Genomic DNA, 19131 nt, shown 5'->3' with positions numbered 1-19131 from the left:
TGGCTTTAGCTAGGATAAATTTTATACTTTTTTGATTCTGTCAACGACTTTTTGTATGATCCAGTCAGGCGTACTTGCACCAGCACTTATGCCACACAAATTTTTGCCATCAAACCATGATTTTTCAAGCTCTTCTTCGCTTTCAATGAGGTAGCTATCTTCGCAGAAATTTTTAGATATTAGATAGAGTTGTTTTGTATTTGAGCTATTTTTTCCACCGATGATTATCATCACATCAGCTCTTTTTGCTAAATTTTTGGCGGCCTCTTGGTTTTCAAATGTTGCGTTGCAAATGGTATTAAAAACGCGTACCTCTTTTACGTGAAGCATAAGGTAGTTTGCGATCTGCATAAATTTCTCGACTTTTCTAGTCGTTTGGCTAACAAGTGCGACCTTTTGCTTAAATTTAATGCCCTCTAACTCGCTCTCATCAAGCACGACATAGACGTTACCCTTGGCATATGACTTCACGCCCTTTACCTCAGGGTGGTGTACGTCACCATAGATCACCACATCATAACCCTCTTCGCTCATTTTTTCACAAATTTGCTGTGGCTTTGTCACAAACGGGCAAGTTGCGTCGATTACTTTTATATCTGTCTTTTTTAGCTCTGCAAGGTCATTTTTAGTGATGCCATGAGTACGGATGATCGCCTTTTTCTCATCCTTTAGCTCGTCTATACCCTCAAGTGTTTTTACATTGTAGTTTTTCTCAAGCCTGTTTATCTCTTCGTTATTATGTATGAGTGGCCCAATGGTCGCAGCATCTCCTGCATTTTCAGCAATCTTTATCGCCCTTTTTACACCAAAGCAAAATCCATAACTACTAGCAAGCTCAATCTTCAACTCTAGCTCCCATTTTCTTTAAAATTTCAGCAAAATTTGGAAACGATGTGGCAATAAATTCGCTCTTTTCTATCTGCATGCCACATTTTAGTCCAAGTATGGCAAAGCTCATCGCGATCCTATGATCTCCGTGGCTATCTATCGTGGCAAATTTAGCCTCAGATCCATTTATAACAAAACCATCTTCAAGCTCGCTTGCCTCGATACCGCATGCTTTTAATGCATTTATCGTGACAGCTATCCTATCACTCTCTTTTACGCGAAGCTCTTTGGCATTTGTCAGCTTGCTTTGGCCTTTAGCGCAGGCAAATGCGATGGCTAAAGCTGGAGCTTCGTCGATGAGCCACGAGATATTTTCGCTAACTTCTACACCTTTTAAGTTTGGTGAGTATTTAACCTCGATATCACCGATATCTTCGTATTTGCTTGAGGTTTTGTGAAATTTTATCTCAGCACCCATTTTTTCTAAAATCCTGTAAGCTTCGATGCGAGTTTTATTTAGCAAGATATTTTTTAAAATGATATGCGAATTTGGGATGATTAAAGCTGCGACCGCAAAGAAAAATGCTGAACTTGGATCATTTGGCACGTCTATATCAAGTGGCGCAAGTGGAGCTTTCATCGGCTCTAAAGTGATCTCTAGGTCGTCACGCTTTATATCAGCTCCCATGCCAGCTAGCATACGCTCAGTATGATCTCTGCTTAGCTCTGGCTCACTAAATTTGCAGCCATTTGAGTAAAGAGCCGCCAGCAAAAGCGCACTTTTTACCTGAGCTGAGGCGATCTTGCTCTCAAAACTAAATCTTTCAAATTTTGTCCCTCTTATACAAAGAGGAGCGTTGTTTGCGTTGTTTGCACCATCTATCTTTGCACCCATATCGTTTAGAGGTTTTGCTATTCTAGCCATTGGACGTGAGTTTAAATATCTATCACCACTTAGCACGAAAAAGCCGTTCTGCGCGGCTAATAGTCCCATAAAAAGCCTCATTGCCGTACCTGAGTTGCCACACTCTAAAATTTCATTTGGCTCTTTTATCTTTTGTGGCGGCATGATCGCTATTTCAGAACCATTGTCCTCAACTTTTGCACCTAAAAGCTGGACTATTTTTAAGGTATTTAGTGTATCGCCTGCTCTTAGATAGTTTCTAACGCGAGATGGCTTATCGCTTAAAAGCGAAAAAATCGCACATCTATGCGAGATGGACTTATCCGCTGCGATGTCGTCAATAGTTAAATTTAGACTTTTTTCTAATGGATAAATTCTCATCTTATTCCGATATTTAGTTTCTCTTTTAGCTCGCTTAAAATTTTATCCATAAGTGCATTTATATCATCATCCTCAAGCGTTTTTTCCATATCTTGGAATGTAAATTTGAGACTAAGACTGATCGAGCCATTTAGCTTTGCATCTTTGTAGATATCAACTGGTAAAAATTCTTTTAGCTCTTTTAGATTTAGCCCTCTTATGCACTCATAAATTTGTCCAGCCTCGAAATTTTCAGGCACAATAAGGCTAAGATCCCTTGTTGTACTTTGAAATTTAGAGTAAGGCACTGCCAAAATTGGCTCAAATTTAAGCTTAGCAAAATCAATCTCGCAAACATATGTTCTTGGCAGATCTCTCTTTGCCTCAACTCTTGCGTCAACTCTACCGATATAGCCGATATTTTCGCCATTTTGATAGATGTGTGCTTGCTCGTATGGGCTAAGATATGAGATGCCCTGGCAAGGTTTTAGCTCAAATTTACCTATGACATTTTGCACCATCGATGCAAATGCGTAGAAATTTGCCTCCTCGCCTTTTGCACCGTTTATCAGTGTTGGCTCTTTTAAAAGTCCAGACACAACAAAGCCTAAATTTAAGCCTTGATTTGCGTCTTCATCAAAAACTTCTCCAAGTTCAAATAATCTAACTGAGCGTTTCGAGTTTTTGATATTTTTCTCGCTTGAGCTTAGAAGGTGATTAACAAGCGTCGGCCTAAGCGTGTTTAGCTCGTTGTTTATAGGATTTAATATCTTAACTTTGCATGGTTTAAAATTTAGCTCACTAAGCTCATCAAGGCTGTCAAATACGTAGTGCACGCTTTCAAAAAAGCCATTATCAGCTGCTCTACGCCTTAAATTTAGGGCGTTTTTATAGTCAAAATATGTCTTATTTAGCCTATTTTTCTCAGAGAAATTTAGTGGTTTTGAGGCGATATTATCTATGCCTATTATCCTTACGATCTCCTCGCAAACATCGTGAGAATTTACTATATCATGGCGAAATAACGGCACTTTTACGTTAAAGCTTTCTTGCTCAACATTTACTGCGATCTCAAAGCCAAGTTTCTTTAAAATTTTAACGACGTCATTTCTAGCAATATCTTGACCGATCATATTTTTAAGCTCAAAAAGAGAGATGCTTAGTGTTATAGGCTCGGTGTTTAAAAGCGACTGCTGTGAGCCAGCAAAGAGATTTAGAGTATCTTTAAAATTAGCAAGTCTTCTAAATAAATAATCCGCTCCATAAGCTAAATTTGGCTCGCTACCACGACTTGAGCGATAAATTTGATCACCCTTTGGTAAATTTTTATTTTCAAAAATAGCTTTTGAAACAACATCTGGCTTTACGTAGCTAGCTTCTACTAGGATCACTTTTGACTTCTCATCTACTCTTGCTGCGTCACTTTGGTAAATTCCAGCAATGCCTAAATTTTTATCCTCACAATAAACGACACATTCGCCATTTTCACCATTTTTTATATCAAAAACAGCCTTTTCACCTTCACTTACTAGTTTAGCGTGATCATAAGCTCTAAATAAAACACCCGTGCAAAATGTCGCGTATTCAAGCAGTCTCTCAACTAAATTTGTCTTTTGGCACTCTATTAATGCTAGACGCATGCGAGTTATTAGATTTTCATATAGTCCTTCTTTTAGCTCAAAAGCCTTATACAAAAATGACCCATTTACTTTATCCTCTGCTCGCACAGAAGCTATTCTGCCAATACCTAGTAAATTTTCGCTTTCATCGTCTTCGTGGCTATCTTTTATATTTAGATCAAGCGCTGCACAAATTTCTCTTGCGATGCCATGTAAATTTTGGCAATCGCCTCTGTTTGCTGTGACATCAACTTCGATTATCGTATCTTTAAATACCTCAAATTCACTAAGGCTTGTACCAAGTTTTAGCTTGCCGATGCTCTCATCAAGTGGTAAAATTCCATCATTCACCTTTGGAAGTCCCAGCTCACTTGAAGAGCAGATCATGCCACTTGACTCGATACCTCTTAGCTTTGCTTTTTTTATCTCAAGACCATTTGGCATAGTCGTACCAATAAGTGCAACTGGCACAAACTGGCCAGCTTCAACGTTTTTAGCCCCACACACGATCTGAAGCGTCTCTCCACCAACATCGACTTGACAAACGCTTAGCTTATCGGCATCTGGGTGCTTTTCTCTACTTTTTATGTAGCCAACCACAATACTCTTTGGTAAATTTATCTCTTTATAACTATCAACCTCTAGCCCAATAGAATTTAATGTCTTTGAAAGTGTCTCGCCACTAACCTCGCTAAGGTCGATCCACTCGTTTAACCAATGCTTTGAAATTATCATTTAAACTGCTCCAACAATCTTAAATCTCCCTCAAAAAGCGACCTTAGATCAGGCACTCTATGAAGCAACATCGCAAATCTCTCAACGCCAAGGCCAAAGGCATATCCGCTTACGTTTTTATAGCCAACCGCCTTAAATACGTTTGGATCGACGACGCCGCATCCAAGTACCTCAAGCCAAGTAGTCTGCTTGCACACTCTGCAGCCCTTGCCGTGGCAGAATATACAACTAATATCAACCTCTGCGCTAGGCTCCGTAAATGGAAAGAAGCTAGGGCGAAAACGCACTTCAACGTCGCCGAACATATGCTTTAAAAAGCCCTCAAGCATTGATTTTAAATTTGCAAAGCTAACTTTCTCAGCATCCTCCACCACAAGGCCCTCGACCTGGTGAAACATCGGTGTATGCGTTAAATCCATATCACGTCTAAAGACAGTACCTGGCGCTATCATGCGAATAGGCGGCTTTTGATTTAGCATAGTTCGCACCTGAACTGGACTCGTATGCGTCCTTAAAAGTCTAAAATCATCTAGGTAAAATGTATCTTGCATATCTCTTGCTGGGTGGTATTTTGGTAAATTTAGCGCCTCAAAGTTGTGAAAATCATCTTCTATTAGTGGTCCGGTCTCGAGCGAGAAATTTAGAGCCAAAAAGTATTCAATTATCTTATCCATCGTAGCCATCACAGGATGAAGTGCCCCGCTAGCAACAGGCTCATTAAATAGCGTGATATCAGCGGCCTCTTTTTTCATCTTGTTATCTATCTCTTGCTCGCTAAGCTCAGCCTTTTTAGCTTCTATTAGCGCGCCAAGCTCATCTCTTTGCTTGTTTAAATTTGCTGCAAATTCCTTTTTCTCATCTTCACCAAGCTCTTTTAGCTTTGCAAAGCCTTGCGCCAAGATGCCCTTTTTGCCAAAAATTTCTACCCTGACTTTTTCCAAATCATCAAGCGTTGAAATTTCATTTTTGATTTTATTAACGAAATCTTGCAATTTTTTGCCTTTATAAATTTTTGAGTCGATTTTATAGAAAAAGAGTTAAAATCAAGATAAAGAGCACGAAATTTAAGCACACTTTGATATAATTTTGCAAAATTTCAAAGGAGCTAAAATGACCATATTTGAAAAGATCGTAGCTGGTGAAATCCCTTGCAACAAAGTGCTTGAAAGCGAGAAATTTCTAGCTTTTAACGACATAAATCCAAAAGCACCGATCCACATCCTAATCATCCCAAAAAAACACTATAAAAATTTCCAAGAGATGGATCCGGTTTTAATGGGAGAGATGACTAAATTTATCCAAGAAGTGGCGACCTTAATGGGCGTTGATAAGAGCGGATACCGCCTCATCACAAACTGCGGTGAAAACGGCGGTCAAGAGGTTATGCATCTACATTTTCACCTGCTTGGTGGAGCGAAGCTTGGCTGGAGCGAAGGCGTAGCTGATCCACAAAGCACATTTTAATAACTTCTAAATCTTAGACTCAAAGCATGAGTCTAAGATTTTATTTTCTTGCAGACTTAATAGCTTCAAGCAACTCTTCAAAACCTACTTTACTTGAGTTTTCGACATCTTTTAATATTTCAACGCCAGGTAGATTTCCTTTATCTTTATCAGCAAAAATAACCATCGCTTTTTCTAGTCCATGATGAACATTTTCATGATGAGCTGCGATACTTGAGAGAATTTTGGCATCTTTTACAAGAGTATTTTTCACATCTTTTTCATACCATTTGCCAAATCTACACTCATGAACATCTTGAATTTTATTAAATTCATTTAAAAGCACGCCTCTATATCCATTTAGCTTCATATTTATATGATCTATTTTTCCATTGCTTACATAGACTTCATTTGTAACATTTAAGGCCTGATTTAGGATATTTTGCGTATTTGAGTTTACGCTTGAGATGTTTCCTTCAAATCCACCTAAAATTTTCATAGCATTTGCAGAAATTTTTGAGAAATTCTCACTCATTTCGATCATTGTATTCGCACTTTGCTTAAGTCCATTTATATTTACTTCTACTTCAAGTGTCGCTTTTTGGGTACGTTCAGCAAGCTTTCTAACCTCATCTGCCACGACAGCAAAACCTCGTCCATGCTCACCAGCACGGGCCGCCTCAATAGCAGCATTTAGAGCTAACAAATTTGTCTGATCTGAGATATCTTTAATAAGATTTATAATCTCAGCAATCGAATTTACGCTTCCATTAAGCGAAGAAGCGTCATTTGAAAGGTCATTGCTCATCTGGCTTACTTGCTCGATCGAGTTTAAAATCTCAGCCGTTTGCGACTTGAGTTCGCCCGTCTCTTTGAAAGTCTTTTCATTTAATCCGTTTATACTTTCAAGCATTTTTAGGTTTTCTTCCATTGTTAATTGCAAGAAATTTATACCATCTTGATAACTTGAAAGCAATAAATTTACAGCTTCTTGCTTATCCTTGGCTTGCTCTTTTGGCTCGCAAGTTTTAACGTTTTTTAGCTCATTTTTAAGTGCTAAAATTTCAGCCTTTAAAGCTTCATTTTCTCTTTGTAAAGCTTCATTTTTACTAGAAAGCTCTTTATTTTTGCCATCAAAAAACATTTTTCATCCTTTAAAATTTGTAGATTTTGCGTAATTATAACTCTTTTTTCTTAAGCCAGTAGTCTAAAATTTCTATCTGCTCATCAACGCTTTTATTTGCCGTGCCGCCTTTTGAAGTGCGAGCCTCTTTGGAAGCGTGCAGATCTAGAAATTTAATGGCATTTTCGTCCAAATTTTCATCGACACTTTTTAGCTGCTCTTCGTTTAGCTCACTTAGATCAAGCCCCAAGCTTTCAGCCTTTGCGACAGCTTTGCCGGTGATAAAGTGCGCCGTTCTAAATGGGATATTTTTCTCACGCACTAGATAGTCCGCCAGATCAGTTGCACTTAGATGCCCTGTTTTTGTCGCTTTTAACATATTTTTTTCATTAAATTTAGCCGTTTTTATCATCTCATTTAGGATAGTAGCCGAGCTTAAAATGGTCGCAACGCTACCAAAAACACCCTCTTTATCTTCTTGCATATCTTTATTGTAAGCAAGTGGCAAGCCCTTCATCGTAGTTAGCAACGCTACTAAATTTCCATTTACACGCCCAGTTTTGCCGCGTATGAGTTCAGCGACGTCTGGATTTTTCTTTTGAGGCATAATGGAGCTGCCCGTGCTATAAGCGTCACTAATGCTTACAAAGCCAAATTCCTGCGAGCTCCAGAGTATGAGCTCCTCGCAAAGTCTAGAAGCGTGCGTCATGAAAACGCTAATGTTAAATAAAATCTCCAGCGCATAGTCGCGGTCGCTCACGCTATCCATCGCATTTTGCGTGCAGCCTGCAAAGCCAAGCTCACTTGCAACGATACTCCTATCTATCTTGTGCGGCGTGCCTGCAAGGGCTGCTGAGCCAAGCGGACTTAGGTTGTTTCGCTCATACGAGCTGACAAATCGCTCAAAATCCCTCTTAAACATAAACGCGTATGCTAGCAAATGGTAGCTAAGGCTTACTGGCTGGGCGTGCTGAAGGTGCGTGTAGCCTGGCATTAGCGTATCTTTGTGGTTTTTGGCTAAATTTGTAAGCGTGGCGATGAGCTCTTTGATGAGTGAAGAAATTTCTAAATTTTTCTTCAAAACATAAAATTTAAAATCAAGCGCAACTTGGTCATTTCTACTTCTAGCTGTGTGCAGTCTGCCTCCAAGCTCGGCGCCGATGATCTGGCTAAGTCGCTTCTCAACTGCCATGTGTATATCTTCATCTTCTAACTTAAACTCAAATTTACCTGCTCTTATCTCAGATAAAACCTCATCAAGCCCCTTTATGATCGCCTCTGACTCATTTTTTTTCAAAATTCCACAAATTCCAAGCATCTTTGCGTGAGCCTTACTACCGGCAATATCTTCTTCAAAAAGATTTTTATCAAAATTTATAGAAGCATTAAATTCCTCAAGCAGCTTCGAGCTAGCCTCGCTAAATCTACCCTCCCACATCTTTTTATGTGCGTTTTCATCTTTTTTCATAGCTTTACCTTTGATTAGTTTTGCGTGATTTTAACAAAATAGCACTTAACTGGGTATTTTAACTATAAAGTTGCAAAAAAGTTATAAATATAATTTATCTTTAAGAATATAGAAATATAATTCAAAATATAACTTTTTAAAAACTATTTTAATTTTCTATTGAATATAGTTTAAAATAAAAATAATCTATAAGAGGAAGGATGATATGCAAATAGACGCAAATATGAACTCAAATATTTTTTATCATGATGGCTATACATCTATCTCTTCAAATAGCTCAAAAACAAGCATGCTAGTATCTTCCGGCTATGACAAGAAAGATATTGTTAGAAGCAATGAAGTACATGTAGAACAAAGAGAAGATGCTAAAATTTCCTCTATAATTATTAATAAAGCAAGTGCCATACAGTTACAAAAAGACTTAGAAAAATTACAAGATCAAAAGCTAGATATTTCGCATCAAATTTCAAGCATCCAAAGCCTAAAAGATCGTAATTCTATGCAAATGCTTCATTACTTAAATTTAGAGCAGTCAGTCATCCAAAATAACATTTTAAGCATTAAAACTCAAATGATAGAAATGGCACAGGCTTAAAACTAAGCCTTACCAATAATAGTTTCTAAAACTAGGCAAAAATCCTCTAAAAAATATCCCATTGATTTATAAAAATTGCTAGTTGCGTCTTTTTGGATATCTTTTGAAAGCTGTTTAGCATAAGGCAAGAAAAATGAGACACTAAAAGCTGCAAGAAGTTTCATAGACTCCTTAGATGCTTTGCTTTTTAAAATATTTGCTATTAAAATTAGCTGATTTGAGATGCTATCAACCTCGCCAATTTTTGGCTGAAAATTTATAGCCTTATAAAATTGAACTAGATCATCTTTTGCAGAAGAAAAATAGTAGCTTGCCTCAAATTTTGACTTTAAAATGACAAAATCGTCACATAAAGCAGCACTACTTTCATCTTTGATAAATTTGGCATAAAGCTCGTTACCTTTTTTATTTGTTTCGTTATTTGTCTGCGTTATCCACGCATTTGTCTTTTTGATACGCATAAAAGATGAAACATCCAAAATACCACTAAAATTTGCAGCAAGCGCAGCCGCTACAACGCTATAAAGTTCTCCAAGTTTCAAATTTTAATCCTTAAGTCGTAGATATCTAAGTCTAAGTGCGTTTAAAACAACAGTAACAGAGCTAAGACACATCGCCATTGAGCCATAAACTGGGCTTAAAAGTAGCCCAAAGACTGGATAAAATACGCCTGCAGCCACCGGGATACAAATCGCGTTATACATAAACGCCCAAAATAAATTTTCTTTTATGTTTGCCATAGTAGCATTTGCTAATCTAACTAGTCCAGTCACTCCACGCAAATCATTTTTAATAAGCACGATATCTCCAGCACCTTTTGCTATATCTGAGCCCGAGTTCATAGCGATACCAACACTTGCTTCTTTAAGTGATGGTGAGTCGTTTACGCCATCTCCAACAAAGATAACGCCACCATGATTTGTAAGCTCTTTTATCTCATTAAATTTATCTTCAGGCAGCATATTTGCGTGATATTTACTCACATTTAGCTTCTTGGCAATACTTGCAACCACCTTCTCATCATCGCCTGAAAGGATCACACTTTGTAAATTTAGACTTGTAAGCTCGTTTATAACATCGCTTGCCTCGTCTTTTAGCTCATCACTAAGCGTTAAAAAACCAACAAATTTTTTATTTATAGCACAAAGTATGACGCCGCTTCCATCGTTTGTAGCCTCTTTTATAGCGTTACTTTCATCCGGATTTAAACTTACTTCATTTTCCAAAAGCAGCTTTTCGTTTCCGATTATTATCTGATTATTCTCATCCTCATAGATGATGCCTTGCCCGACAACATTTTGAAATTTTCCATTTAGCTTTTGTAAATCTATACATTTTTGCTTTGCATATCTAACGATAGCTTTTGAGATGAGATGCTCACTTAAATTTTCAGCAGAAGCGATAAGAGCTAAATCTTGCTCGCTTAAATTTGAGCTTTTGACGCTGATTTGCCCTTTACTAAGTGTGCCGGTTTTGTCAAAAGCTACAAATTTAGCATCTTTTATTAGCTCTAAAACTTCTGGATTTTTTACTAAAATTCCAGCTTTTGCACCGCGTGCAAGCGAGCTTACTATTGCTATTGGCGTAGCAAGTCCAAGAGCGCATGGACATGAGATTATTAAAACGCAGATCGCGCTAGAGATCGCATAGGCGAAATTTCCACTAAAAATTATCCATATTAAAAATGTAAGAACTGAGGTCGCCACGACACTTGACACAAAGATGTTTGCTATCTTGTCAGCCAGCCGTCCGATAGGCATCTTTTTAGAGCTAGCGTCGCTTAGTAGGTTTAAAATTTGAGATAGCAAGCTCTCGTAAGAGCTCTTTGTCACCTTGACGCTTATGTAGCCATTTGTGTTTAGAGTGCCGGCAAATACGCCATCTCCCACCTCTTTATAAACTGGCAAGCTCTCTCCTGTAAGCATAGAAGCATCTATCTCAGCGCCACCTTGAACTATCACGCCATCACTTGGGATGTTGTAGCCATTTTTTACGATGACGATGTCGCCTACTTTTAGCTCATTTACATTTACCTCTTTACTATGTCCATCTGGCATGACCAAAAAGGCGGTTTTTGGAGAAATTTTAAGTAGCGTCTTTAGGTAGTCGCCTGCCTTTGCCTTTGAGCGCTCTTCAAGATACTTACCTAGCAAAACAAAGGCTATTATCATCGCTGCGCCCGAGACATAGACATTTTTTAGATCATCTGGGATGAAATCTGAAAAGATCACAGCAAAAAGCGAGTATAAAAATGCACTGCCGCTTCCAAGAGCTACAAGCACGTTCATATCGTAGTTTTTGTTTTTAACAGCCTCTATGGCGTGAGCAAAGAAGTCTTTGCCACTAAAAGCTAGCACCAAAAAGCCAAGCGCTAAAATGGCTAAATTTACAACCACGCTAGGCCTTACAAACATCTCAAGCGCCATGATGACCATGCTCGCTAGAAATGCAAATATAAATTTATTTCTGATCGCAGTTATATGCTCGTCTCTTTTGGCTTCAAATTCATCAATATTTGTCGCCACAAAATAGCCAAGCTTCTTTATCTTTTGCTCTAAAACTTCACGCACGCTAGCGTCTTTTAGGACAAATTCGCCGCTTGCATTTGCAAAATTTACATTTGCTTCAAGCACCCCATCTATCTTTTTAGAAACTTTCTCGATAGCGTTTGAGCAATTTACGCAGCTCATTCCCGCTATATTTAGCTTGACTTTTAAAGGCATATCAAAGCTCCTTTATAACGTCAAATCCAAGATCAGCCATTTCAGATTTAAATTTTTCAACTTCACTATCTTTAAGATCAACCCTAACTTGTCTTGGCTCTTTGCTAAGATCAACTTCTATCTTGCCAAAGTCATCTTCAAGTGCGTTTTTTATAGTGTTTGCGCAGTTTTGGCAGTGGATATTGTTTGCTTCAAATGTTTTCATATTATCTCCTTTATCATATGGTCGTATTCATGTAAATTTACAACTTTCTTGACATTAAATTTAAAACCCAAACTCTCGTAAAATTTACGAACTTTTGGCTTATTTGTATCTACTATTAATGAAACCTTTTTATGCCCTAGCTCTTTTGCCTTGACAAACGAATGCCTTATGAGCTCTTTTGCAAGCCCTTGGCCTCTAAAATTTTCATCAACAGCGATACTATCTATATAAAACTCATCGTCAAAACACTCTTTTTCTACCTTGTCATCTTTGCCAAGAGCCATTAAATGCTGTGAAATTTCTCTATCAAGTTGCTCCACGTCGCCACCAAAGTAAGCACACATAGCAGCTATAATTTCCTCGTTATGCTTATAAACAAAGACATTTTTATAGCTAAGTCTATTTGTCTCGCTTTTAAAAAATTTCTCTAAAATTTCATCGCTTTTTGTAGGATCGTCGTAGCCACTTAGCTTGTAGGCGATATCCTCCATCGCTAAATTTAGTAGTTTTATGCAGATTTTTGCATCTTGTTTTTGAGCATTTTTTATCATGGTATGATTATATGCCTTTAGCTTAAATTTTTACCAAATATTATTTTCAAATTTACAAATTAAACGCTTTGGCAGGCAAACTAAAAATGTTTTAAAAAAGTATAAAATTTTTTTAGTTATAATCCGTAAAAAATTTATTTAAGGATATTTATGGGACGAGCATTTGAGTACCGAAGAGCAGCAAAAGAAGCTAGATGGGATAAGATGAGTAAGGTATTTCCAAAACTTGCAAAGGCTATAACAGTAGCGGCAAAAGATGGCGGATGTGATCCGGATATGAACCCTAAACTTCGCGCAGCTATCGCAGCGGCAAAAGCTGAAAATATGCCAAAAGATAACATCGATGCAGCTATAAAAAGAGCAAATGGCAAAGATAGCGCCGATATTAAGACTATTTTTTATGACGGCAAAGCAGCTCACGGTGTACAGATCATCGTTGAGTGTGCGACCGACAATCCAACAAGAACGGTTGCCAATGTTAAAGCGATATTTAGCAAAAATGGTGGAGAAATTTTACCAAGTGGCAGCCTTAGCTTTATGTTTACAAGAAAGAGTGTTTTTGAGCTTGAAAAGCCAAGCGCAGATATCGAAGAGATCGAGCTTGAACTAATAGATTATGGTCTAAGCGATATCGAGGCTGACGATGAGACGTTATTTGTTTATGGCGATTACGCAAATTTTGGCACACTTCATGAAGGCATAGAGAAGCTAAATTTAGTAGTTAAAAAAGCTTCACTTCAATACTTACCAAATCAAACCGTGAATCTAAGCGAAGAGCAAATGCTTGAGGTTGAGAAACTTCTTGATAAGCTAGAAGACGATGATGACGTTCAAGCGGTTTATACAAATATCGAATAAAAGGGAAATACATGCGTTTTGATGAATTAAAAGTTTATGATATAAATTTAGATGAACTTAAAAAAGATAAATTTGTAGTTTTAGAGACAGACAAAGGCGATATCAGACTTGAACTTTTTGCCGAAGAAGCTCCACAAGCTGTCGCAAATTTTATCCATTTGATAAAATCAGGCTTTTATAATGGTCTAAATTTTCACAGAGTTATACCAAATTTTGTCATCCAAGGCGGTTGTCCAAATGGCACAGGTACAGGCGGTCCTGGCTGGAGAATAAAATGCGAATGCGACAACCAAAAGGTAAAACACGAGCGCGGTAGCCTAAGCATGGCTCACGCGGGGCGTGATACTGGCGGATCACAGTTTTTCATCTGTCATAGCAAACAACCTCATCTTGACGGCGTGCATACAGTCTTTGGAAAATGCGTTGATGAAGAGAGCCTAAAGGTGCTTGACGCTATAAGACAAGGCGATAAGATCATCTCTGCTAAGATCAGAGAAAGCCTATAAAGGGGAAATTTATGAATAATACTAAAAAGCAAGGAAATCTTGCTGTAAGATTATTTACCAATCTTGCCTTTTGGGTTGTGATCGGTATTGTTGGTGGCGTTATCGTTGGCATGGTCGCACCTGAGCTTGGTATAGCAAGCAAGCCAGGCATTGATTATTTTATAAAAGCACTTAAAATTTTGATTGGTCCTATTATCTTTTTAACGATCGTTTCAGGTATCGTTGGGCTCGAGAGTTTAAAAGATCTTGGGTCTATTGGATTAAAGGCATTTATCTATTTTGAGATAGTTAGCACACTTGCACTTGCTGTCGGTATCATCTTTGGCGAGACACTTCGTCCGGGACATGGTATGAATCTTGACTACACTCAGCTTGATGCCTCAAGTGTGGCTAAATTTACATCTCAAGCTGCAAATATGGACGCAAATAGCGGATTTGTAGCACATACACTTCATCTTTTAAGAGGTGCTGTGCCAGTAGATGATATTTTCCCTTACGTGCATATACTTGATCCATTTATAAAATCAAACACACTTCAAGTACTTTTCATGGCTATTATCGTTGCCATCGTACTTTCGCTGCTAGCTCATGATAAAAAACAAGCTTGCCTAAAGCCACTTGAATTTATTCAGCACTATGTCTTAAAACTTCTTAGTTGGCTTATGCTCTTTAGCCCAGTGGCTGCATTTTCAGCTATGGCTTATCTAATCGGCAAATTTGGTATCGGAACGCTTCTTGGCATGATGGAGCTTTTGGTTGTTATGGCACTTGCAAGTTGCTTTTTTATCTTTGTGGTGCTTGGCATTATTTGCTATTTTGCAAAAATCAATGTCTTTAAATTTATGCGTTTTATTTCAAAAGAGGTATTGGTAGTCTTTGCAACAAGCTCGAGCGAAACAGCTCTTGCGCCACTTATGCAAAAGCTAGAATCAGCTGGTATAAATAGAGGCGCAGTTGGACTTATCATCCCGACTGGCTACTCATTTAACCTTGACTGCACCAACATCTATCTAAGCTTAAGCGTTATCTTCTTAGCGCAAGCCTTCAACATCCCGCTAAGTTTTGAGCATCTAATAAGTATTCTAATCGTGCTAATGATCACAAGTAAAGGCGCAGTTGGCGTTACGGGATCTGGTTTTGTCGTCCTTGCAGGCACACTAAGTGCACTCCCAAGCACTGGCATACCAGTTGTCACCGTGGCTGTGCTACTTGGCGTTGATAAATTTATGTCAGAGATGCGTGCAGTTGGTAATCTCTGCGGTAACGCTGTTGGTTGCATGATAGTTTCTATCTGGGATAAAAAAGTCGATATGGATAAATTTAGATACGCACTAGATCATCCAGAGGAATTTCACTTTCACTCATAATATACATTTATAACTATAAGGGCAACTTTGCCCTTATTTTTTCTTTTTCCCCTAAATTTATGCAATCTATCTCCTACTCAAACCTATAAAAATTTTTAGAAAACAGTAGCACAATAAATGATATTTGATACTTGGTTCAAGCACAGAAAAAACTAGGCTAAGTGTAATAGGAAAATTTTATTAGTAACTCATATATTTGGCAATATCTAATATTTTGTTACTTAATAGAATAAATTTACAAATGTAACAATTGAACTTGGAATTTAGAAGAAAGATACTTTAATATCAAAAATGCCAACTAAAAAAACTAGCCTTGCAAAATTTTTTGCAAGGCTATGCAAATTAAGCCTTTGGACCAGCTTTAGCGTACTCAACGCCCTCTTTTACATCTTCGTAACGTTTGAAATTTTCAACAAACATTTTAGCGAGCTTATCACGTGAAGCGTTATACTCAGCCGGATGCGTCCATGTGTTTATAGGATTTAGTAGCTTTGTCTCGACGCCATCGAGCTCTTTTGGGATAGCGAAGTTAAATTTATCAAAATTTTCAAATTCACATTTTGTGATACTGCCATCAAGGATCGCATTTATGCAAGCACGTGTTGCTTTTATGCTCATACGCTTGCCAACGCCGTAAGCACCGCCGCTCCAGCCTGTATTTACAAGATAGACATTTACGCCGTGCTTATCTATCTTTTCGCCAAGCAATTTTGCATAGACAGTTGGATGAAGTGGCATAAATGGCTCGCCAAAGCAAGCGCTAAAAGTAGCGACTGGCTCAGTTATACCGCGCTCTGTGCCAGCAACTTTTGCTGTGTAGCCACTTAAGAAATAATACATCGCCTGCTCTTTTGTCAGCTTTGCAACTGGAGGGAGCACGCCAAAAGCGTCAGCACTTAAAAAGATGATATTTTTTGGATGACCAGCGCTTGAGCTTGGCTCGTAGTTGTCGATGTGATAGATCGGATAGCTCACGCGTGTGTTTTCAGTCTTTGAGCCATCTTTGTAATCAACCACGCCATTTTCGTCAGCCACGACATTTTCAAGTAGCGCATCACGCCTGATCGCTGCGTAAATTTCTGGTTCGCTACTTGGATCAAGGTTTATACATTTTGCGTAGCAGCCACCCTCAAAGTTAAACACGCCATCATCGTCCCAGCCATGCTCGTCATCTCCTATTAGCTTGCGTTTTGGATCGGTTGAAAGTGTCGTTTTACCAGTGCCAGATAGGCCAAAAAATAGCGCTGTATCACCTTTTTCGCCTACGTTTGCAGAGCAGTGCATGCTTAGCTTGCCCTCAAGTGGCAACCAGTAGTTCATCATAGAAAAAATACCTTTTTTCATCTCGCCACCATACCATGTGCCGCCGATCACTGCAACATTTTCCTCGACATTAAAGATAACAAAGACATCTGAATGTAGTCCATCAGCCTTGTAGTCCTCATTTTTTGTCTTACAAGCGTTATATACTACAAAATCAGGCTCAAATTTAGCTAGCTCTGCCTCACTTGGGCGGATAAACATATTTTTTACAAAATGTGCTTGCCACGCTACTTCGGTAACAAAACGGACTGATTTTTGGCTCTTTTTGCTAGCTCCACAAAATGCATCTTGGATGAAAATTTCTTTGCCACTTAGCTGCTCTTTTGCTTTTTTAAGAAGTTTATCAAATAGCTCTTTTGTAATAGGCTGATTTATCTTGCCCCAAGCGATATACTTCTGACTTGGATCTTGTTTGACAAAGTACTTATCTTTTGGGCTTCTTCCAGTAAAAATTCCCGTATCTACCATAAACGTGCCGTTGCTTGAAACCCTGCCCTCGTTATTTGTCTTTTCAAGCTCAAAAAGCTCGTCGTAGCTTAGATTGTGATTTATCTTTTTGATCTCTTTTAGACCTAGCTCGTCTAATTTATTTATCATGTTGTTTCCTTTAAAATTTTCATTTCTTTATAACTTCTGACCTAAAAGTCATCAAAATGTTAATCAAATTTCGCTTAACACTATCTTTTTAAAAGTGGCAAATTTATTTAAATTTAGCCACCACTTGATTGTTCGCGACGCTTTGACCTTTGCTAACTTCAATAGATCCTATCACACCATCTTTTGGGGCTTTGACCTCTATCTCCATCTTCATTGCTTCAAGCACGACTACAGCTTGCCCTTTTTTGACTTGATCGCCAGGACTTACTAAAATTTTATGCACAGCACCCGGCAAGCTAGCAACGATATCATTTTCAGTTGCACCTGCTGCTGCACTTTTAGTATTTTTTACGCTCTTGCCTTCAACTCCGGTGATTGATTTTACTTGGATGCCATCGTTAAAACCTTCGCTTACTTCGACATTGTAGCGGCTACCATTTACAACGACACTATATCTGCCACTTTGAGTTTGTCTGCCCTCGTTTGCTTTAGCATTTGGGTCGATCTTTCTAACATTTACTTTGGCTTCGCCTTTTAAGAATGCGATACCCTTTTCTTTACAAGCTGCTGCTATAAATATATTTTCTTCGGTAGTTTTTATATTGTTTTGCTTTAGAATTTCTTTTACGTGAGCAAGCGACTTACTCTCATCTTTATCAGCTATATCAACTGCGTGTTTTGTAGTTGGTTTTAAGCCTAGTTGCTCGCTTGCAAGCTTGATGATCTCTTTATCAGGCGTAACTGGTGTCTTGCCAAAGTAGCCAAGCACCATTTTACCGTATCCCTCAGCTATCTTTTTCCACTTGCCAAACATTACATTATTAAACGCTTGTTGGAAGTAAAACTGGCTAACAGGAGTCACTGAAGTACCGTATCCACCCTTTTGCACCACTTCACGCATCGCAAGGATAACCTCTGGAAATTTATCTAAGATGTTGTTATCTCTCATCATCTGGGTATTTGCTGTAAGCGCGCCACCAGGCATCGGTGAAAATGGTATGAGTGGGCTTACTTGTACGGCCTCAGGTGGCAAGAAATACTCTTTTAAGCAATCATTCAAAACGCTTTCATATTTTAAAATTTTCTCCACGTCAAGTCCGCCAAGATCGTAGTTTTTGCCTTTTACTGCGTGAAGCATAGTTAAGATATCTGGCTGACTTGTACCACCACTTACTGGGCTTGCGGCTAGATCTATTCCATCAACGCCGGCTTCAAGCGCTGCAAGATAGCAAGCCACACTTACGCCTGCTGTTTCATGTGTATGAAGTCTGATATGAGTTTTTTCTGGCAATAATTTTCTAGCCATTTTTATGGTTTCATAGACCTTTTGTGGGCTACTTGTGCCACTTGCATCTTTAAAGCAAACACTGTGATAAGGGATGTTTGCATCTAAAATTTCTCTTAAAATTTTCTCATAAAATTTAACATCATGTGCTCCCACACAGCCACTGGGCAGATCCATCATCGTAACAACAACTTCATGTTTTAGTCCGTGATGAGCGATCCTCTCGCCTGAATATTTTAAATTTTCAACGTCATTTAGTGCGTCAAAATTTCTAATGGTGGTGGTTCCATGTTTTTTGAAAAGCTTTGCGTGAAGGTCGATTAGCTCACGGCTGCCAGTATCAAGTGTGACGGTATTTACGCCCCTGCTTAGGGTTTGAAGATTTGCTTTTGGTCCTACGATGCTTCTAAATTTATCCATCATCGCAAAAGCGTCTTCATTTAGGTAAAAATAAAGGCTTTGAAATCTAGCCCCACCGCCAAATTCAAAATGCTCTATGCCAGCCTCTTTGGCTGCTTCAAGCGCAGGCAAAAAGTCATTCATAAGCACTCTAGCGCCATAAACTGACTGAAAGCCATCTCTAAAGGTCGTATCCATAACATCGATAAATTTCTTCGCCATCACCCACCTCATTAATTTTA

General features: G+C 38.5%; 17 protein-coding genes and 1 pseudogene. 5 read left to right on the top strand and 13 right to left on the bottom strand.

Annotated features, from left to right (window positions below; all coding sequences use genetic code 11):
• Positions 1-21 precede the first annotated feature (21 nt).
• Genes CVT18_RS05175 through pheS form a run of 4 tightly spaced genes read right to left on the bottom strand, consistent with a single transcriptional unit; the run spans position 22 to position 5438 of the window.
• The gene (locus CVT18_RS05175; RefSeq protein ID WP_103604474.1) at positions 22-846 is read right to left on the bottom strand and encodes a 4-hydroxy-3-methylbut-2-enyl diphosphate reductase; all 825 of its coding nucleotides are present in this window, start codon (positions 844-846) and stop codon (positions 22-24) included.
• Complete coding sequence (gene aroA / locus CVT18_RS05170) at positions 836-2113, bottom strand: 3-phosphoshikimate 1-carboxyvinyltransferase (RefSeq protein WP_103629115.1); 1278 nt, start codon at positions 2111-2113, stop codon at positions 836-838. Before aroA ends, CVT18_RS05175 begins: the two co-directional genes overlap by 11 nt.
• Positions 2110-4446, bottom strand: coding sequence for a phenylalanine--tRNA ligase subunit beta (pheT, locus tag CVT18_RS05165; protein WP_103629116.1), 2337 nt, complete (start codon positions 4444-4446; stop codon positions 2110-2112). Before pheT ends, aroA begins: the two co-directional genes overlap by 4 nt.
• Positions 4443-5438 carry a phenylalanine--tRNA ligase subunit alpha gene (gene pheS / locus CVT18_RS05160; protein ID WP_085657680.1) on the bottom strand — a complete coding sequence of 332 codons (996 nt, stop codon included), beginning with the start codon at positions 5436-5438 and terminating at the stop codon, positions 4443-4445. The genes pheT and pheS overlap by 4 nt, the downstream gene beginning before the upstream one ends.
• Positions 5439-5556: 118 nt before the next feature.
• On the opposite strand from pheS, the gene CVT18_RS05155 reads away from it, so the two are divergent.
• Entirely contained in the window at positions 5557-5910 is a 354-nt protein-coding gene (locus CVT18_RS05155) for a histidine triad nucleotide-binding protein (protein ID WP_021091047.1), read from the top strand.
• Between the two features lie 40 nt (positions 5911-5950).
• Here the strand turns inward: CVT18_RS05155 and CVT18_RS10780 are convergent, their stop codons facing one another.
• The 3 genes and pseudogenes from CVT18_RS10780 to argH form a co-directional block, all read right to left on the bottom strand.
• Positions 5951-6259, bottom strand: a complete 309-nt coding sequence (locus tag CVT18_RS10780; RefSeq protein ID WP_374048490.1) for a CZB domain-containing protein — start codon at positions 6257-6259, stop codon at positions 5951-5953.
• 69 nt (positions 6260-6328) lie between these two features.
• Positions 6329-6622, bottom strand: a pseudogene (locus CVT18_RS10775) (methyl-accepting chemotaxis protein); the annotation flags it as partial.
• 445 nt (positions 6623-7067) lie between these two features.
• The gene (gene argH / locus CVT18_RS05145) at positions 7068-8480 is read right to left on the bottom strand and encodes an argininosuccinate lyase (protein WP_103629118.1); all 1413 of its coding nucleotides are present in this window, start codon (positions 8478-8480) and stop codon (positions 7068-7070) included.
• Between the two features lie 205 nt (positions 8481-8685).
• Here argH and CVT18_RS05140 point away from each other — a divergent pair, with 205 nt between their 5' ends.
• Positions 8686-9075 carry a hypothetical protein gene (locus CVT18_RS05140; protein ID WP_103629119.1) on the top strand — a complete coding sequence of 130 codons (390 nt, stop codon included), beginning with the start codon at positions 8686-8688 and terminating at the stop codon, positions 9073-9075.
• A 2-nt stretch (positions 9076-9077) separates the two neighbouring features.
• Here CVT18_RS05140 and CVT18_RS05135 read toward each other — a convergent pair whose 3' ends face one another.
• From CVT18_RS05135 to CVT18_RS05120, 4 genes are read right to left on the bottom strand one after another with little or no spacing between them, the layout of a single operon-like run.
• Complete coding sequence (locus CVT18_RS05135; protein ID WP_103629120.1) at positions 9078-9617, bottom strand: oxidoreductase; 540 nt, start codon at positions 9615-9617, stop codon at positions 9078-9080.
• Positions 9618-9620: 3 nt separating this feature from the next.
• Positions 9621-11798 (bottom strand): heavy metal translocating P-type ATPase, encoded by a 2178-nt coding sequence (locus CVT18_RS05130; protein WP_103629121.1) that lies wholly within the window; start codon positions 11796-11798, stop codon positions 9621-9623.
• 1 nt (position 11799) lies between these two features.
• The gene (locus CVT18_RS05125; protein WP_087579699.1) at positions 11800-12003 is read right to left on the bottom strand and encodes a heavy-metal-associated domain-containing protein; all 204 of its coding nucleotides are present in this window, start codon (positions 12001-12003) and stop codon (positions 11800-11802) included.
• Positions 12000-12554, bottom strand: a complete 555-nt coding sequence (locus CVT18_RS05120; RefSeq protein WP_103629122.1) for a GNAT family N-acetyltransferase — start codon at positions 12552-12554, stop codon at positions 12000-12002. Before CVT18_RS05120 ends, CVT18_RS05125 begins: the two co-directional genes overlap by 4 nt.
• A gap of 150 nt (positions 12555-12704) precedes the next feature.
• On the opposite strand from CVT18_RS05120, the gene CVT18_RS05115 reads away from it, so the two are divergent.
• Genes CVT18_RS05115 through CVT18_RS05105 form a run of 3 tightly spaced genes read left to right on the top strand, consistent with a single transcriptional unit; the run spans position 12705 to position 15285 of the window.
• On the top strand, positions 12705-13412 hold the full coding sequence (locus tag CVT18_RS05115) for a YebC/PmpR family DNA-binding transcriptional regulator (protein ID WP_103629123.1): 708 nt from the start codon (positions 12705-12707) through the stop codon (positions 13410-13412).
• Positions 13413-13423: 11 nt separating this feature from the next.
• On the top strand, positions 13424-13918 hold the full coding sequence (locus tag CVT18_RS05110; protein ID WP_103629124.1) for a peptidylprolyl isomerase: 495 nt from the start codon (positions 13424-13426) through the stop codon (positions 13916-13918).
• A gap of 11 nt (positions 13919-13929) precedes the next feature.
• Positions 13930-15285 carry a cation:dicarboxylate symporter family transporter gene (locus tag CVT18_RS05105; RefSeq protein WP_103559637.1) on the top strand — a complete coding sequence of 452 codons (1356 nt, stop codon included), beginning with the start codon at positions 13930-13932 and terminating at the stop codon, positions 15283-15285.
• A gap of 342 nt (positions 15286-15627) precedes the next feature.
• On the opposite strand, the gene pckA is transcribed toward CVT18_RS05105, so the two are convergent.
• Positions 15628-17202, bottom strand: a complete 1575-nt coding sequence (gene pckA / locus CVT18_RS05100; RefSeq protein WP_180999686.1) for a phosphoenolpyruvate carboxykinase (ATP) — start codon at positions 17200-17202, stop codon at positions 15628-15630.
• Between the two features lie 106 nt (positions 17203-17308).
• Positions 17309-19111, bottom strand: coding sequence for a biotin/lipoyl-containing protein (locus CVT18_RS05095; RefSeq protein WP_103629126.1), 1803 nt, complete (start codon positions 19109-19111; stop codon positions 17309-17311).
• Positions 19112-19131: the final 20 nt, after the last annotated feature.

The organism is Campylobacter concisus (genome assembly GCF_003048405.1).
In the GTDB taxonomy this organism is placed as follows: Bacteria; Campylobacterota; Campylobacteria; order Campylobacterales; family Campylobacteraceae; genus Campylobacter_A; species Campylobacter_A concisus_Q.
The sequence above is the reverse complement of the archived record's forward strand: the minus strand, read 5'-3'. Positions and strand labels throughout refer to the sequence as shown.

Excerpts from the sequence above, each read along its gene's own strand:
- CVT18_RS05155 (WP_021091047.1), top strand. The coding sequence starts at position 5,557 with ATGACCATATTTGAAAAGATCGTAGCTGGTGAAATCCCTTGCAACAAA.
- CVT18_RS05115 (WP_103629123.1), top strand. The coding sequence starts at position 12,705 with ATGGGACGAGCATTTGAGTACCGAAGAGCAGCAAAAGAAGCTAGATGG.
- CVT18_RS05105 (WP_103559637.1), top strand. The coding sequence starts at position 13,930 with ATGAATAATACTAAAAAGCAAGGAAATCTTGCTGTAAGATTATTTACC.
- aroA (WP_103629115.1), bottom strand. The coding sequence starts at position 2,113 with ATGAGAATTTATCCATTAGAAAAAAGTCTAAATTTAACTATTGACGAC.
- CVT18_RS10780 (WP_374048490.1), bottom strand. The coding sequence starts at position 6,259 with ATGAAGCTAAATGGATATAGAGGCGTGCTTTTAAATGAATTTAATAAA.
- argH (WP_103629118.1), bottom strand. The coding sequence starts at position 8,480 with ATGAAAAAAGATGAAAACGCACATAAAAAGATGTGGGAGGGTAGATTT.
- CVT18_RS05140 (WP_103629119.1), top strand. The coding sequence starts at position 8,686 with ATGCAAATAGACGCAAATATGAACTCAAATATTTTTTATCATGATGGC.
- CVT18_RS05095 (WP_103629126.1), bottom strand. The coding sequence starts at position 19,111 with ATGGCGAAGAAATTTATCGATGTTATGGATACGACCTTTAGAGATGGC.
- pheT (WP_103629116.1), bottom strand. The coding sequence starts at position 4,446 with ATGATAATTTCAAAGCATTGGTTAAACGAGTGGATCGACCTTAGCGAG.
- CVT18_RS05120 (WP_103629122.1), bottom strand. The coding sequence starts at position 12,554 with ATGATAAAAAATGCTCAAAAACAAGATGCAAAAATCTGCATAAAACTA.
- CVT18_RS05130 (WP_103629121.1), bottom strand. The coding sequence starts at position 11,798 with ATGCCTTTAAAAGTCAAGCTAAATATAGCGGGAATGAGCTGCGTAAAT.
- CVT18_RS05110 (WP_103629124.1), top strand. The coding sequence starts at position 13,424 with ATGCGTTTTGATGAATTAAAAGTTTATGATATAAATTTAGATGAACTT.
- CVT18_RS05125 (WP_087579699.1), bottom strand. The coding sequence starts at position 12,003 with ATGAAAACATTTGAAGCAAACAATATCCACTGCCAAAACTGCGCAAAC.